Annotated in this window: 13 protein-coding genes; 2 read left to right on the top strand and 11 right to left on the bottom strand. The window is 71.6% G+C overall.

Annotation, left to right across the window (positions count from 1 at the left end; genetic code table 11):
• Positions 1-12: 12 nt before the first annotated feature.
• The 4 genes from ACH34W_RS14990 to ACH34W_RS14975 form a co-directional block, all read right to left on the bottom strand.
• Positions 13-921 (bottom strand): maleylpyruvate isomerase family mycothiol-dependent enzyme, encoded by a 909-nt coding sequence (locus tag ACH34W_RS14990; protein WP_395961463.1) that lies wholly within the window; start codon positions 919-921, stop codon positions 13-15.
• A complete protein-coding gene (locus tag ACH34W_RS14985) occupies positions 918-1,472 on the bottom strand; it encodes an RNA polymerase sigma factor (protein WP_395961462.1) in 555 nt (184 codons plus the stop codon). Before ACH34W_RS14985 ends, ACH34W_RS14990 begins: the two co-directional genes overlap by 4 nt.
• A gap of 222 nt (positions 1,473-1,694) precedes the next feature.
• On the bottom strand, positions 1,695-2,657 hold the full coding sequence (locus ACH34W_RS14980; protein ID WP_395961461.1) for a dihydrodipicolinate synthase family protein: 963 nt from the start codon (positions 2,655-2,657) through the stop codon (positions 1,695-1,697).
• Between the two features lie 266 nt (positions 2,658-2,923).
• Complete coding sequence (locus tag ACH34W_RS14975; protein WP_395961460.1) at positions 2,924-3,766, bottom strand: SAM-dependent methyltransferase; 843 nt, start codon at positions 3,764-3,766, stop codon at positions 2,924-2,926.
• A gap of 329 nt (positions 3,767-4,095) precedes the next feature.
• On the opposite strand from ACH34W_RS14975, the gene ACH34W_RS14970 reads away from it, so the two are divergent.
• Positions 4,096-6,939 (top strand): AfsR/SARP family transcriptional regulator, encoded by a 2,844-nt coding sequence (locus tag ACH34W_RS14970; protein WP_395961459.1) that lies wholly within the window; start codon positions 4,096-4,098, stop codon positions 6,937-6,939.
• Here the strand turns inward: ACH34W_RS14970 and ACH34W_RS14965 are convergent.
• The 3 genes from ACH34W_RS14965 to ACH34W_RS14955 all read right to left on the bottom strand — a co-directional run bounded on the left by ACH34W_RS14965 (position 6,920) and on the right by ACH34W_RS14955 (position 11,615).
• Positions 6,920-8,296 (bottom strand): MFS transporter, encoded by a 1,377-nt coding sequence (locus ACH34W_RS14965; RefSeq protein ID WP_395961458.1) that lies wholly within the window; start codon positions 8,294-8,296, stop codon positions 6,920-6,922. The genes ACH34W_RS14970 and ACH34W_RS14965 overlap by 20 nt on opposite strands.
• Positions 8,297-8,447: 151 nt before the next feature.
• Entirely contained in the window at positions 8,448-10,883 is a 2,436-nt protein-coding gene (locus ACH34W_RS14960; RefSeq protein WP_395961457.1) for a glycoside hydrolase family 3 C-terminal domain-containing protein, read from the bottom strand.
• 291 nt (positions 10,884-11,174) lie between these two features.
• A complete protein-coding gene (locus tag ACH34W_RS14955) occupies positions 11,175-11,615 on the bottom strand; it encodes a hypothetical protein (RefSeq protein ID WP_395961456.1) in 441 nt (146 codons plus the stop codon).
• A gap of 201 nt (positions 11,616-11,816) precedes the next feature.
• Here ACH34W_RS14955 and ACH34W_RS14950 point away from each other — a divergent pair, with 201 nt between their 5' ends.
• Positions 11,817-13,193: an MFS transporter gene (locus tag ACH34W_RS14950; protein WP_395961455.1), complete on the top strand. Its 1,377-nt coding sequence runs from the start codon at positions 11,817-11,819 to the stop codon at positions 13,191-13,193.
• Positions 13,194-13,250: 57 nt separating this feature from the next.
• On the opposite strand, the gene amaP is transcribed toward ACH34W_RS14950, so the two are convergent.
• Genes amaP through ACH34W_RS14930 form a run of 4 tightly spaced genes read right to left on the bottom strand, consistent with a single transcriptional unit; the run spans position 13,251 to position 15,015 of the window.
• Positions 13,251-13,829 (bottom strand): alkaline shock response membrane anchor protein AmaP, encoded by a 579-nt coding sequence (amaP, locus tag ACH34W_RS14945; RefSeq protein WP_395961454.1) that lies wholly within the window; start codon positions 13,827-13,829, stop codon positions 13,251-13,253.
• 3 nt (positions 13,830-13,832) lie between these two features.
• Positions 13,833-14,462 (bottom strand): DUF6286 domain-containing protein, encoded by a 630-nt coding sequence (locus tag ACH34W_RS14940; protein ID WP_395961453.1) that lies wholly within the window; start codon positions 14,460-14,462, stop codon positions 13,833-13,835.
• A complete protein-coding gene (locus ACH34W_RS14935; protein ID WP_395961452.1) occupies positions 14,459-14,809 on the bottom strand; it encodes an Asp23/Gls24 family envelope stress response protein in 351 nt (116 codons plus the stop codon). Before ACH34W_RS14935 ends, ACH34W_RS14940 begins: the two co-directional genes overlap by 4 nt.
• Complete coding sequence (locus ACH34W_RS14930; RefSeq protein WP_395961451.1) at positions 14,806-15,015, bottom strand: hypothetical protein; 210 nt, start codon at positions 15,013-15,015, stop codon at positions 14,806-14,808. Before ACH34W_RS14930 ends, ACH34W_RS14935 begins: the two co-directional genes overlap by 4 nt.
• Positions 15,016-15,017: the final 2 nt, after the last annotated feature.

Below are 15,017 nucleotides of genomic sequence, written 5' to 3'. Positions count from 1 at the left end.
ACCAGGTGAACGTCACGGGCCGGAGAAGGCCGGTGCGGCCTCCAGCACCCGGCGTGCCAGGTCCCGGTCGCCCTCGATCTCGGCGGGCAGCGACTCGGGGGCCCCGCGACCGCCGAGCAGGAAGCAGAACGCGACGACGTCGGTGACGATGTGGGCTCCGGCGTCGCCCTCGCCGCCTTCGCGGACGCCTCCCGGGTCGTTGACGTCGAGCGGGACGAGCCACGTGCCGCCACCGGGGCCGGTCAGCGTGACGCGCACGGTCGAGCCCGCGCCGTCGCTGCCGGTGGCGATCATCGTCCAGGGCAGCAGGCGGGTGCAGAAGCCCGCCATCGGATGCAGGTGGCCGGCGACCGGCGGCGGCAGCCGCAGCGCCGACGTGCGCGCGGCGTCGTCAGCGTGCACCCACGTCTCCAGGCTGCGGGCAATGATGGCGTCGCGCACCGGGATGGCCAGCCCGTCCGGGGCCGCCGGGGTGGCCGGATCGACGTCGGCGAGGCGCGCGCACAGCGCGTCGGCCTGCGCCCGCCAGGTCTCGCGGGTCTCCTCGGGCGACCGGCCCTCTTCGGCGGCCTGGACCTCGGCGGTACGGCCGAGCGGATCGCGCGTCCCGATCGGCGGGCCCAGCACGGGCGCGCCCACGTCGGCCGCGACCAGCCCGTCTTTGGCGGTCAGATGGGCGACGAGCTGCTGGAGCGTCCAGCCCTCGACGACCTGCTGGGCCCAGTCGCCGGCCGAGGCCGACGCGAGCACCGCGTCCATGGCCGCGACCCTGCCCGCGTAGGGCGCCGCCCAGGGGACGGTCGTCGCCGCGGGGCGGCGCCGGGCCCGTGCCGTGGTAAGCAGGAGACCCGAGGAGGGACGCTCGTCGCGTTCCACGCCCTCCTCCAGGGCGTCCAGGTAGAGCCGTTCCACCGGGTTCATCGCACGCCTTCCTCGGCCAGCATCCCCGCAAGCTGCCGCAGCGCCTGCCGGATCCTTGATTTGACCGTACCTTCTGGAAGGCCGAGTTGTTCCGCGACCTGTCTGTACGTCCGGCCGCCCCAGTACGCCATTTCGAGCGCCTCACGCTGCTCGGCGGGCAGGCCCTGCACGGCCCGGCGGACCCGGGCGGAGGCCTCGGCGTCCAGGACGGAGTCCTCCATCGGCGCGGGTCCGCGCTCGAAGAGCCGGGGACCGAGGTGCGAGGGCTTCTTGCGTTCCTCGGCGCGTACGTGGTCGACCGCCCTGCGGTGCGCGATCGTCGCGAGCCAGGCGCGCAGGGTGCCGCGCTCAGGATCGAACGCCAGCGGCTTCTCCCAGAAGGTCAGGAACACCTCCTGGGTGATGTCCTCGGCGATCGTCCGGTCCCTGGTGACGCGCACGCACAATCCGAAGACGAGCGGCGAGAGCCGGTCGTAGAGCTCGGCCAAGGCGGACTCGTCACCGCTGACCACCCGCTGGTGCAACAGCGCGTCATCGCCCTGTAGCCCCATCCGCCACCACACTCCCGTCGATCCGTGCGACGCCTCTCGCTGAAAACGCCGCAGGACCGAGCATGTCACCATCTGTGCCGGATGAGGAGAGCCCCCCGCCCGCCTTACCGCGCGGGGTAGCGAAGCCCCTGGCCAGATACTCCGCGTAGTCGTACGGGAGGACGCCCTCGTTCTTGACGAGCATGCCCGCGGCGCGTTCCGGCGCGTTCCTTCGCGGGCTGATCAGGCCGCCGCGGCGGCCCGCAGTTCCTTCAGGCAGCCGATCACCTGGTCGCGTTCGCTCGCGGGCAGGGACGGCCCGTACGGGTCGTGCGCTGACCTCTCGGGGATCAGCCCCTCCCAGACCGCGGCCCACATCATCCGCTGCACATAACCCTCGACCGGCGCGTAGAAGGTCGCCGCCGCGAACCGGTCGAGCCGATCGGAGGCGCGCACGAACGCAGTGTGGTCGCGCTCGTTCCAGGCTTCGACGACCCGGGCCGACAGCCCCACCTGCGCCGCCGCGATGCCGACCAGCGCCGTGTCGGCACCCCACATGAACGACGGTCCGAACATCCGGTCCTCACCAGTGATGGACAGCTTGCCGGTGCCCCGGCCCGCCCAGATCGCGTCCTGGCAGCCGATGGCGCTGTCGAGCGTGGTGGTCTTGACCCCGAGCATCGCCGGCAGCGCGAGCAGATCGCGGATGAGCTTGGGCGAGTAGGGATAACCACCCGCCTCGTCGTGCAGGTAGAAGCCGACGAGTGGCAGCCCGCTCTCGGCGGTGACCCGCTGGTGCAGCCGGACCGCCTGGGCGTGCCCGTCGGCCTGGTCGCCGAGCGCAGCCAGCGGATAGACCATCACGGCGTCGGCGCCCAGCTCGGCCGCCCGCGCCGCCATCGCCACCGTCGCGTCGGCGGCCGCCGCCAGGGTCGGGGCGGTGGCCGTACGCGGAACGCCGACCCCCGCCACGATGGGCGCGGAGGTGGCCTGCCGCCAGGTTGAAAGCACGCGGCTCCGGTCGTCTTCGGAGAGGTAGAGCCCGCGCCCCGTGTGGGCCCATACGGCGATGCCGCCGATGGGTCCCGCGGCGATCCGTTCGGCGTACACCGCGAGCGCGTCGTGGTCCACGACGCCGCGTTCGTCCATCGGGGTCACCACGGCGGGCAGCAGCGTGCCCCGCAAGCGGTCGACGAGGTCGTGCATCGGGGAAGCCTCCACTTTTGGTACAACCCGCCTACCTTGAGGATCTTACTGTTGAGCAGGTCGGCGGCGCGCCGGACGATTTCCAGTGCGTCCTGCGCCGATTGCGCCGATTGCGCCGATTGCGGCGACTACGGCGACTACGGCGACTACGGCGATTGCGGCGATTGCGGCGACTGCACGCTCTCGTCGACCATCACGCGTACGTCGAGCCTCGGCGGGCTGCGCAACCTGAGTGGGCGCGCCAGGGCACTCTCACTGAATGACCGCTACCGGCGTACGCCGACTCCGGCGAGGAGCTGCCCTCGCGGCGGTGGCGACGGCGGCTCGTCCTGGGGTTGCCACTCAGTGGTGAACACCAGGCCAGGGTCGAGCAGCTCGAAGTCCCCGAAGAACTCCGCGATCTCGTCGCGTTCGCGAAGAGCCAGGGGAGTGACGCAGGCGGTGGCGTAGAGCTCGGCCGCCCTGGCGGCTTTCGCCGGCGCCGTCCCGGCGGTGGCATGGGAGATCACCAGCGCGCTCCCGGGCGCGAGGCCCGCGCGGAGCCCGGCGAGGATCCCTGCCGGGTCGTCGGCATCGGCCACGAAGTGCAGGACCGCGGTGAGCAGCACGGCGACGGGCTCGGCCCAGTCCAGCCTGCGGCTGGCGTTGACGTTGCTGAGGAGCTCGTCCTGCTTGCGGAGGTCGGACTGCACGATGGCGACGTTGCCGTCGTCTGTGAGCAGGGCGCGCGCGTGGGCCACCACGATCGGGTCATGGTCGACGTACACCACGCGTGCACCGGGACTGTGGCGGGCGGCGATCTGGTGCACGTTCTCCCGGGTGGGCAGCCCGCAGCCGAGATCGAGGAACTGGCGGATGCCGCGCTCGGCGAGGAGACCCACCGCGCGCCTGAGGAACGCACGGTTCTCCCGCGCGGCGGCGGCCACCTCCGGCTGGAACTCCAGGAGACGGCGGGCGAGTTCACGGTCGACGGCGTAGTTGTCCTTGCCGCCGAGCAGGTAGTCGTAGATCCGGGCGGGACTCGCCAGGTCGGTGCCGCCGCCCGCCGGTGTCCAGCCGGGGCCCGCCGCGGTCACCATGGGCGGGCCGGGCGGTGCGGGCGGGATCATCGTTCCGCCGACAGGGATGTCATCGTCATGCTCACCCTCCTCGGGCGCTCCGGGCGGGGTGCGGGGAACCGGGGCGGGGGCGTGGGACGTATGGATTTCCCGGGATCGGGAAAAGAGGGACATCGACGTTAGACCGCAAAGGTCAGCGGAAGGTGAGCAGGTCTGGCCGTGTCCACCGTGCGGCGGGCCAGAGGGGTCGTGATGCCGCAGGCAGCGGCAACAGAGCCCCTTACTCGCATTGACTCGTGACCACATCCGGTCATGATTGTCTCGGGCGAAGTTCACTAGCTTGGCCTTCTTGGCGGCGTGGAAAGGCTGCGAGCAGGTCAGTGGAGTTTCGAATTCTTGGGCGACTGGAGATCCGCTCCGATGATGGCGAACCCATCACGGTCTCCCAGCCGCTGATCCGTTCGGCGATCAGCGTGCTGGTCCTCAAGAGCGGCCAGGCGCTCTCGTCGGACCAGTTGCAGGCGCTGCTCTGGGAGCCGGGCGCGGACGGCGACCGGGCGGATCGCACCGGCGCCATCAAGACCTGCGTCGCGGGCGTGCGCCGCGTGTTGTCCCCCGATCGTGTCCCGCCCGGCCACGGCGGCTACCGGCTGCGGCTGGGCGACCGCGACACGGTGGATCTTGTAACGTTCCGAGATCTCCTCGTCCAGGCACGCGAGGCCCGGGGCCGCGGTGACCCTCCGCTGGCCGCCGAGCTCTACGAGCGGGCCCTCGCCCTCTGGCGCGAGCCGCCGCTGGACGACCTGCCGGAGACCTCGGCCGTGACCGGCATCGCGGCCGGGCTGCTGGCCGAACGCCGCGTCGCCCGGGAGGAGCTGGTGGAGATCCGGCTCACGCTCGGCCGCCACCGGGCGCTCGTCCCGGAGCTGCGGGCCTGGGTCCTCGACGATCCGCTCAACGAGTACCTGTGGGCGCAGCTGCTGCTCGCGCTGTACCGGTCGGGCCGCAAGACCGAGGCGCTCCAGGCGTACGACGAGGCGCACGAGATGCTGGAGCAGGCCGCGGGCAGCGAGCCCGGCCCCGAGCTGCAGCGCATGTGGCACCGGATCAAGGTCGACGACCCGGATCTGACCCCGCATCCGGCGCCACACCCCGTGCAGGGGCAGGACGGCCACTCCGCCCAGGCGGCGCGCCCGCCCCGGCAGCCGCTGGCCCGCCAGCTCCCGCCCGATGTCCGGGACTTCACCGGCCGCGAGACGCAGCGCGGCAGGCTGCGCCAGCTGCTGGCGTCCGCCGCCGTGGCCACAGCGCCGCCCGTCGTGCAGATCAGCGGACCGCCGGGTGTGGGCAAGACCTCGCTGGCCCTGCACGTCGCCCACCTGGTCACCCCGTCGTTCCCGGACGGCCAGCTGTACGTGCAGCTCGCCGGAGCGTCGCAGACCCCGCGTGACCCGGCGGCGGTGCTCAACGAGGTGCTGCGCGCGATCGGGGTCGCACCCGCCGATATCCCCGAGACCCTCGCCGAACGGGCCGCGCTCTACCGTTCGCGCCTCGCCGGTAAGCGGGTCCTGGTGGTCGCCGACGACGCGGCGGCGCCCGGGCAGATCCAGCCGCTGCTCCCCGGCACGCCCGGCTGCGCGATCCTCATCACCAGCCGCAACCGGTCGCTGGGCCTCGACGGTGCGCATCTGCTCGCGCTCGAACGGCTGAGCCGCCCGGAGGGCCTGCGCATGCTCGGCCGGATCATCGGCCCGCACCGGGTGGCCGCCGAGGAGGCCGCCGCCGCGCGCGTCGTGGAAGCCTGCGACGGATTCCCGCTGGCGATGCGCATCGTCGGCGCCCGGCTCGCGGGCCGTCCCACCTGGCCTCTCGCGCACATGGCCGGGCTGCTCACCGATCCCGAGCGCCGGCTGGACCATCTGGTGGCGGGCAACACGGCCGTGCGGGCGCTGATCGAGGCCAGCTACCAGTCGCTGGACGAACGCGCCCAGAGGGCGTTCCGCATGCTGGCCATCGCCGGGCCGCACGATTTCGCTCCCTGGGTCGTGGGTGTCCTGCTCGACGACCCGTCCGCGGAGGAGCTCGTCGACACCCTCGTGGACAAGAGCCTGCTCTCCACCACAGGCGTCGACCAGGTGCACCAGCCGCGGTACCGCCTCCACGACCTGCTGCGCGACTACGCCGCCGAACAGCTCGCCGGCGACGCCGAGGCCGAACCCGCACTGGAGCGGCTGACCATCGGCTGGCTGGAGCTCGTCGACCACGCCGACTCCCTCGTGCCGCGCGACCCGTACTTCCCGCCGCCGTCGCGTTTCACCCCGCGCATGGCCGTCAGCGACGAACTCGTCAAACGCCTCATCGAGCCCGATCCGGCCGCGTGGTTCACCAGCGAGCTGGCCAACCTGCGCACGGCGGTGACGGCCGCGTGCGCCGCCGGGCGCTTCCGCCTGGCCACCGGGCTCGTCCTGCGCATGGCGTCGCACCTGCACCTGCACCATCTGCACGAGGAAGCCGAACATCTCTGGCGGATCGTCGCGGCGGCAGCCGAGCGCGAGGGCGACGCCCCTGCCGCCGCGCGGGCGCTGTTCCGGGCGGCCAAGGTCATCGCCGCCGACCGGGGCAGGCCCGCCGAGGCCCTGCCGCTGATCGACGACTGCGCCGCCGTCTTCGCGGAGACCGACAGCCGGCAGGATCTCGCCCGCGCCCTGGAGCTGCGCGCGTACAGCGTCCAGTGCCTCGGCCGCCCGTACGACGCCCGCGACGACGCCGAGCACGCGCTCCAGCTGGCGCGCAAGGTCGGCGATCCGCACACCGAGTTCGCCGCGCTGCGGGTGCTCGGGATCGTCTGCAGCCAGACAGATGATCCCGAACGTGCCGTCGCGGCATGCGAGGAGTCGCTCGCCATCGCCCGTGGCCTCGGCGATGCCACCTACCAGGCCAGCGCCCTGTACAGCCTGGTCCGCGTGCACCTCGCCGCCGGCGATTTCAGCAGGCTGCCGGCGCTTTGCGAGGAAGGCCTGCGTCTCACCGAGAGCATCGGGCACAGGATGGGCAAGGCCTACTTCCACGAGCTGTGGGGCCAGGCGAACCAGGAGCTGGGACGGTACGAGCAGGCCGTCGCCCACCTGGAGACCGCCGCCGAGCTCTTCGCCGACCTCGGCCGTCCCGACGACGAACGGCGTGCCCGCGCGTCGCTCGGCGAGCTCAGTCCCGGGATCCGGTGAGCTCGCCCGCGTGCCGGTCGCTCTCGGCGTCGATCACCTCGATGGGCACGTTGGCCGTCTCCGGGATGCGCAGGATCGGGACGATCGCGATCGCCGCGGCGCCCATCAGGTAGTAGGCGGGCCAGTTCTTGTCCCCGGTCTTGTTGATCAGTGCTTCCACGACCACTCCGGCGGTGCCGCCGAACAGCGCGGTCGACACGTTGTAGCCGATGGCGAACGAGCCGTAGCGCACCCGCGTCGGGAACATCGCCGGGAACGTCGAGCCGATGACCGCGAGGATGAGGGCCAGCAGGAACGCCACCGAGCCGAAGCCGATGATGAGGGCGAGCAGGCTCCCGCTCTGCATCAACCGGATGGCGGGATAGCTGAGCAGCAGGAAGCCGACGGCGGCGGTCATCAGCAGCGGTCTTCGCCCGACGCGGTCCGACAGCATGCCGAGCGGCACGAGCACGCACAGCTGTGCGAGCTCCACCCCGATGATGATCATCGTGGCGGTGTTGGCGCCGATGTCCAGATGCGTGGTGAAGTACGACGGCATTGTGGTCAGCAACATGTAGTCCGCGACGTTCAGCAGGATGACGATGCCGATGAGGTTGAGGATCATCGGCCAGTGGCCGGCCAGCGTCTCCTTGAAGGGCGCCTTCTCCGGCTTCTGGCCTGTTTCCTCCAGCCTGCGGAACGCCGGCGGGTCGTCGAGCTTGGAGCGCAGGTAGAGCCCGATGACGCCCAGCGGCAGCGCGAGGATGAACGGGATGCGCCAGGCCCAGTCGTGCATCGCCTCGGTCCCGGCCAGCAGGCTCACGGTCAGCACCACGCCGTTTCCCAGGGCGTAGCCGGTGAGCGTCCCCACTTCCAGAAAACTGCCGAAGAAGCCGCGCTTCTTCGTCGGCGCGTACTCGGCGATGAACGTGGCGGCGCCGCCGTACTCACCGCCGGTGGAGAACCCTTGGATCAGCCGCAGCAGCAACAACAGGATGGGCGCGGCAATGCCGATGGCGGCATAGGTGGGCAGCACGCCGACGAGGAACGTGCAGGTCGACATCAGCAGGATGGTCAGCGCGAGCACCGGCCGCCGGCCGATCTTGTCGCCCAGCGGGCCGAAGAAGGCGCCGCCGAAGGGCCGCACGATGAATCCGATGGCGACCAGCGCCAGCGATTTGAGCACCGCGTTGGAATCGCCGGGAAAGAAGACCGTGCCGATGACGCCGGTGATGGCTCCGGACGTGAAGACGCCATAGTCGAACCACTCCACGGCATTTCCCATGGTCGACGCCATGACCGCGCGGCGTACCGCGTCGCGCTCGGCTTTCGGCTCGTCCGGGACTGCCGGGAAATGGGCTTCCGCGGCGCTGCTCATCGGCACGTACCTCCTCGCTGCGCTACTCAACCGGCACGCTGCTGAACCGGCACGCTGCAGGAACGCATTCGCCAATGCACCCTTCCCGAGAAAGGCCTCATCAAGCACTCTTCTGCGCTGGGACAAAACTCCAGGCGAGGGCGTTCACCGGTCACGGGGCCGCGGTTTCGGCTTCGAGTTCGATGGAGGTGTTCAGCCTGGTGGTGCGGGCGTCGGTGCGGAGATCGACGCCATAGCGGCCGGCGTGCGTGCGCCAGCCGGGGAGGGCGGTGTCGTAGACGGCCAGGATGCGCGGTTCGAGGTGAATGGTGACGCGTTCGGACCCGCCGGGTTCGAGGGGGACGCGGGCCCAGCCGGCGAGGCGCGAGGACCGGACGCCGGCGGCGGGCGGGAGCGTCACGTACACCTGCGGGGTGTCGGTCGCGGCGACGGTGCCGGTGTTGGTGACGGTGATCTCCGCGCTCAGGCCGTCCCCGTTCGTGACCTCGAGATCGGCATAGCCGAAGTCGGTGTAGGTCAGCCCGAAGCCGAACGGGAAGAGCGGGTCGATACCGTGCCGCTCGTACCAGCGGTAGCCGACGTCGGAGCCTTCGATGTCGTAGTCCACTTGGAAATAGCCGTGCCGGGGCCTGCCCGGATCGGAGGTGGTGCTGGCGGGGTCCGGCATGACCGGTCTCGGCAGCTGGTCGATGTCGCGGGGGAACGTGACGGGAAGCCGCCCGCAGGGTGACACGGCTCCGGTGAGGACGCGGGCGAGGGCCTGGCCGCCCTGGCAGCCCGGGTACCAGGCGGCGAGAACGGCGTCGACGTCCTGGAGCCAGGGCATCTCCACCGGACCGCCGGTCTCCAGCACCACGATCGTGCAGACGGCGGTCCTGGCGACCGCGCTGATGAGCGCGTCCTGGTCGCCGGGCAGTGTCAGATCCGGATGGTCCCGGCCCTCGGTGGACCACGACTCGGCGAAGATGATCGCGACGTCCGCGTTGCCCGCGACGTGCGCGGCCGACTCCAGGTCGCCACCAGGCTGGTAGACCACCAGCGCGTCGGGCAGCGCCGCGCGGAGCTCGGTCAGCGGGGAGGACGCATGGTAAACGCGTGGAAGGCCGTCCCTGCGGCATGCCATCGAGTCCTCGGGCGCCACCTGGCTGGAACCTCCGCCAGAGAGCACGCCGAAATCGGAGTGGCCGCCGATGAGCGCGATCTGGCCGGCGCTGGGAGCCAGGGGAAGCGCACCCTCGTTGCGCAGCAGCACGATGCCGCTCTCGGCCAGGTCGCGCGCGTCCCGGGCATGTGCGGCGCGCTGCTCGGCCGTCAGCCCGGGCGCGGTCAACCGGGGCGCGGCCAGGTGGGGCGCGATCTGCCGGGGCGCGGTCTGCTCGGGCGGGGTCAGCCGGGGCGCGGTCTGCCCAGGGGCGGTCAGCTCGGGCGGGGTCTGCCCGGGCGCCGTCAGCCCAGGGGCGATCTGCCGGGGCGAGGCCAGGTGGGGCGCGATCTGCCGGGGCGAGATCTCCCCGGGCTCCGTCTGCCCGGGGGCGGTCTGCCCGGGCGTGGTCAGCCGGGGCGTGGTCAGCGGGGGCGCGGTCTGCCCGGGGGCGGTCTGCCCGGGCGGGGTCTGTCCGGGGGCGGCCAGCCGGGGCGCGATCTGCCCGGGCGGGGTCTGGCCGGGGGTGGTCTGTCCGGGCGCTGCCAGCGCGGGGGTGGTTTGCCCGTCTGCGCTCGGCCCGATCGTGGCCTGGTCGGTGCGTTCTAGAAAGCCTGCCTTGATGAGAACGGTCAGGATGCGCGTGACCGCGTCATCGACGCGGCTGACGGGCACACGGCCGTCCCGGACGGCGTCCAGGAGCGGGGCGCCGAAGTAGACCTCGTCATCCAGGTCCTCGCCGGACTCGCGGTCGAGGCCCGCGGTGATCGCCTCGACCGTGGAGTGCGTGCCGCCCCAGTCGGACATGACCATGCCCGGGAACGCCCACTCATGCTTCAGCACGTGATCAAGGAGGAAGGGGTTTTCGCTGGCGTAGGTGCCGTTGACCCTGTTGTACGCGGTCATGACGGCGCCCGGCCGGCCTTCCTCGATGGCGATCTGGAAGGCGAGCAGGTCGGATTCGCGCAGGGCGCCCTCGCCGAGGTGCGCGCAGACGACCGTGCGGCCGGTCTCCTGCGCGTTGAGGGCGAAGTGCTTGAGGGTGCAGGCGACCCCGCGGCTCTGCACCCCGGCGATCGCGGCGCCGGCCAGACGGCCGGTGAGCAGCGGATCCTCCCCGACGTACTCGAAGTTGCGGCCGCCGCGCGGTTCGCGGATGAGGTTGGCGCCACCCGCGAGCTGGATCACCGAGCCCGTGGCGCGCGCCTCGGTGCCCACGACGGCGCCGACGCGCCGGGCGAGCCCGGCGTCGAACGAGGCCCCCATGGCCAGGCCCGCGGGCAGGGCGGTGGACGTGTCGCACTTCCGCAGCCCGCAGGGGCTGGCGATTCCCAGGTCGCCGCCGGTCTCCTGGATCGGCGGGATGCCGAGGCGCGGGACACCGGGGTGGAAGGCGGCCGTCTGCTTCGCGCCCTCCGGGCAGGCGGAGTCATAGCACGTCGGCACGTGGAGGAGCCCGACCTTCTCCTCCAGCGTCAGCTGCCGGAGCAGGGCCCGGGCCCTGGACTCGGGAGTCTGCCCGTCCGCCAGGCCCGGTTCGCCGACCTCGTCCGACGGGGTCCTGCGCGTGGGCGTAACGATGATCCGTTCCTGTCGCTCGGTGGCCCGCCGGTACGGGCCTGCGGCAGGAGATATGCGCGAAACAGAAACGGACTAACGCTACTTATTGGACACAGGTCAAGATTTTGGACCTACTTGGCTTGGACCACTTGGCTGTGACGCCTTGGAGTGGCCAGCTCACCCGAAGCGTTCGCGCAGTTCTGGCAGCAGTTCGACCTCAGCCCATCGGCGGAAGTCCTTTTGCCGGTCGTGCCCGCTCTGGCAGAACGAAATGTGCGTGAATCCCGCGTCCGACCACTGCTGCACGGCCTGGACGTAGCGTTCGACGTCGTCTCCGTAGGGCGCCGACTCCGCTACATCGCCCGGGCGTACGGTCTCGGAGGCGGCCTCGAAGTTCTTCGGCGTGGAGAGCTCGGCCATCACCTTCCAGCCGGGCGCCGCGAACTTCCAGTATCGGTGCGCGATCTCCTTGGCCTCGTCCGCGTTGTCGCCGTACGAGACCGGGATCTGGCCGTAGACCGGCTTGCCCGCGCCGCCCTTCTCCTTGAAGAGCTTGACGACGTCACCGAGCGGCTGGTCGGAGATGAGGGCGTCGGCAAAATCATCCGGTTTTGGCAACGCCCTGTCGACAAACGCGAGACCGCCCTGACGGGGAGGGATCGGGCGCTGTGATCGTGACCTGGCCCACCCAGAGTTCAAACATCGTCGGAGGGTGATCCGCTTCACATTTCGGTCCGACTGGAAGGTTCGGACAGGGCCGCCTTGTTGAAACCTCTCGGTATGCCCAAGGAGAGGTAAAAGATAGTGGCTCTACCAGCGATGTTTCGCTCGCTGCGTCATCATAACTACCGGTTGTGGGCGGTTTCGGACATGGTTTCCGTCACCGGCACCTGGATGCAGGCGCTGGCCCTCAACTGGTTGATCTTGTCGATCACGCATTCGGCGACCAGCGTCGGGTTGGGTCTCGTGCTGAACGCGGCGCCCGCCCTGCTGCTCAGCCCGTTGGCCGGCGCCCTCGCCGACCGCCTGCCGGTGCGGCCGATCGTGCTCGCCGCCCAGGTGGCGCAGGGCGGGCTGGCCGTGTTGCTGGCGTTCATCGCGGTCGGCGACGTGCAGACCACCGGCGGACTGTACGCGATCTCGCTGGCGTCCGGCGTCGTCGGGGCGTTCAGCGGCCCTGCCCTGGGGCGGTTCGGCGCCGAGGTGGTCGGTCCTGATGATCTTTCGAACGCGCTGGCGCTCGGCTCGGTGATCAACTCGGCCGGGCGGATCCTGGGCATGAGCCTCGCCGGCGCGCTGATCCCCCTCCTGGGCGTCTCGGGGGTGTTCATGGGCAACGCCGCCAGCTTCCTCGCCGTCATCGCGGCGGTCCTGCTGATGCGGCGCGGGGAACTCCACGTGATCCCGGCCGCCGCAGCCAGCGAGCGCGGTATCGCGGACGGGCTGCGGTACGTGCTGCGCACCCCATGGCTGCTGGTGACCTTTGCCCTGGCGTTCATGATGGGCAGCCTCGGGCGCAACTACCAGGTGACCATGGCGGCCATGAGCGATGGCCCGCTGCACGCCGGCGCCGGAGGTTACGGCGTGCTGTCGGTGGCCTTCGCGATCGGCACGGTCCTCGGCGGCCTCTACGCGGCGGCGCGGGCGCGGCTGCCCCTGCGCCTCCTGCTGGCCGTGTCGGTGGCGGCCTCGGTCGGGCAGCTGCTCGCCGGCGTGTCGCCGGGCGTGGTGTTCTTCGCCATCGTGATGGTCCCGGTGGCGGCGGCCGCAGTGATCATCGATACCACCGTCAGCACGCGGGCGCAGCTTGACAGCCCCTCCCACCTGCGTGGCCGCGTGATCGCCGCCCAGGGCATGGTGGGTGCCGCCGCCGGCGCCGTCGGTCCTCCCGCCCTCGGCGCGCTGTCCGACACCCTTGGCCCCCGCGCCGCGCTCGTGCTGGCGGGCGTGATCACCACGGTCGCCGCCCTGCTCGCCACCTATGCGCTGCTCCGCATCAAGCGGGCACGCGTCTCCGTGGCCACGACGTTGGACGTCAACGCCGTCCCGGTCCAGGCCGCCGCAGCCCCTGCCCCCGCGACGAGCGGCGCAGCCCCTGCCCCGGCGACGAGCGCCGCAGTGCCTGCCCCCACGATGAGCGGCGTGGTCCCGGCGATGAGCGGTGCGCCCGCCGCCGCTGGCTCGCGGGCCGGCTGACCAGCGGCGGCGATGCGGGCGGGTGAGTGGCGACGAGGGCGAGTGAGCTGTCCGCCATCAGACCACGTGCCGGCGGTGCTGGCCCGCGATGAGGCGCAGGCGGACGACCGTCGGCAGTGCGTTGAGGTCAAGCGCCGCGCGCACGTGCGTCACGGCCTTCTCCTCGATGCCCTTGCGCAGGGTCTCCAAGTTCGCGCGCGCCCCGTACGCCACGTTCAGCATCAGCCTCGGGTGGTCCTTGTCGCCCAGCAGCAGCGCCCGTGCGTCACGGACGCCCGGCAGTGCCTCGATCTCTTCTTCCAGGGCGGTCGTCACGGCGTCCGAGGAGACCCGTGTCTGCCCCTTTGAGTCGTCCACCTCCAAGGACAGGCCGGGGAGCTTCTCGCTCCGCGCCTGCGCGAGCAACCACGCCACGCCGATCAGCGCCAGCGCGCAGGCGCCGGCCGCCACCGACGGCCAGAACCAGGAGTGCTCATCCGGGAAGCGGCGCATCGCGTCCGTGAGAACGGGCGCCGATCTCGCCGACGACCCCCACCAGCCGAACGCCCGCGTGAGGATGGCTGCCCCACTGGCCGCGAGCAGCAGCCCCAGAATGGTCAACCCCGTGCGGTTGATGAACGCGGCTTTGCGATCCATGCCTCACGCCCCCTTGCGCCGGACCCGTACGCCGACATTGCGGGGAGGATCGACGCCGAGCTCGTCGAAGCGGGCTCGCACGGCGTCGCGCACCTTCTCCTTGAGGTTGCCCGTGTCCCGTACCGGCGTGACCACCGTCACGACGACCCGGTTGCGTCGCGTCTTGACGCGCTGGACGTCGCTGACCAGGTCGACGTCGCGGGCCGCCGTCCCCGCCGCGGTGCGCAGGCCACGCTCGGTGACTCCCATCACGAGATCGGGGTCGTCGGTGCGCAGCCGGATCAGCCGCGTGTGCCCGGGGAACAGGCCCGCCAGCAGCGCGGCAAGGCCAAGGAACAGGGTCACGCCCCCCGCTGTGATCGTTGCGGCGCTGCGCCAGCCGGTGTCGGCCAGCCAGTCCGCCAGCCGCTCGTACGGGACGACGCCCGCGGGACTGCCGGCGAGCGCGGTGATGGTCTCGATGGCCACGACCGTGCCGACGACGGTCAGCACGATCGCCGCCACCAGGGCGGGCCATACCCGGCGCGGCCGGAAGACGCGGCGGGCCGCCCGCCGCGCCGCGCGGTCCGCGCTCCGGGGCGGCGCCTCCTCCCGTTCCGACGCCTTGGGCAGCCGTCCGGCGGTGGTGGTCATGACGACCGCCTCCCCTGGCGAAGCGCGGCGACATCGAGGTCCACGGGGCCGACGCGCAGGCCGGTCTGCGCTCGCACCTGGTCCCTGATCCGCCTACGGGCCTCCCGGGTCACTTCGCGTACGGAGGCGGGATACTCCACCGAGATCCGCACACGTGCCGAGGCCAGGTCACCGTCGGTGGCCGCCCGGCCGAGTGGACGCCCGTCGCGGCCCCTGTGGACGCCGGGAACGCCCTCGTGCACGCCGCCGATGCCCGGTGTGTCCGCCGCGGCCTGGCAGGCGATGGCCAGGATCGCCCTGTCGCCGATCTCGGTGGTCCCGCGGTCCGAGGTGAGCCGGGCGGTCATGACGACGACCTGCCGCGCCGCTCGTGCGCCGGGCCGAAGAGATCACTCACATCGAGCTCGCCCTCGATCACCCGGCCGGTGAGAAAGCCGATGATCCCGAGTACGAGGACGGCCAGGAACGGCCCGAACCCGCCGAAGCCGGCCGCCATTCCGAGGACGGCTCCAAAGGCGAGACCGGCCAGCGGCCAGATCTTCGCATCACCCATTT

Source organism: Actinomadura sp. 6N118 (genome assembly GCF_044326415.1).
Classification (GTDB): Bacteria; Actinomycetota; Actinomycetes; order Streptosporangiales; family Streptosporangiaceae; genus Spirillospora.
Note: the sequence above shows the minus strand (reverse complement) of the source record. Positions and strands in the feature narration are given on the sequence as shown.